Annotated in this window: 1 pseudogene; it reads right to left on the bottom strand. The window is 55.3% G+C overall.

Going from position 1 to position 580, the window contains the following annotated elements:
* Window positions 1-6: 6 nt before the first annotated feature.
* Window positions 7-580: pseudogene (locus AC4PR2_RS29565) on the bottom strand (DEAD/DEAH box helicase); the annotation flags it as partial.

Below are 580 nucleotides of genomic sequence, written 5' to 3'. Positions count from 1 at the left end.
TGGTATTCATGCGGCTTTCCCTTCGTTTTGCTTAGATTTTGCGTAGGCAATCTGTGTTGATTTGATGAAGTTGCTCACCACTGGTGTGATGGCCATCGGTGCGTGATACAGCCCTTGCGGCCATACCCCGAATTTTTTGCGGTAGACATGCGAGCACCAGCCGTCACTTACCGGTTTGCCCTGGGCGGCGCGCATGCGTTGGTAGTAGATGATTTGACTCCACCAGGCTTGTTTCACTTCTTTGGTGACAACCTCCTTGGCTTGCTTCACTTTTTTCAGGCCGCGTGACTTATCGGTTTCTACGTCCTCACCGGCGATCGGCTTGAAGCCACATTTCGGGCAGATGTAGACGCCGACCGGCTTAACGTAGTGGCATTGGGTGCATTCTTTCGGCAGGCGCTCAGGCTGGTCAGTCTTAACCACGCGCGCGGGCGTTTTCTCCATCCCGTCAGAACTGGCGGGCAGGTAGTCATATTCGATATCGTCGGGATAGCCGAGCTTATGCACGGTGCCTGTGTGGTCGAAGATGAGGCAGTGGTCTTTACCGGGCGCAGTGCGCAGGCCACGGCCAAGGCATTGC

The sequence above is a fragment of the Serratia sp. A07 genome (assembly GCF_058725505.1).
Note: the sequence above shows the minus strand (reverse complement) of the source record. Positions and strands in the feature narration are given on the sequence as shown.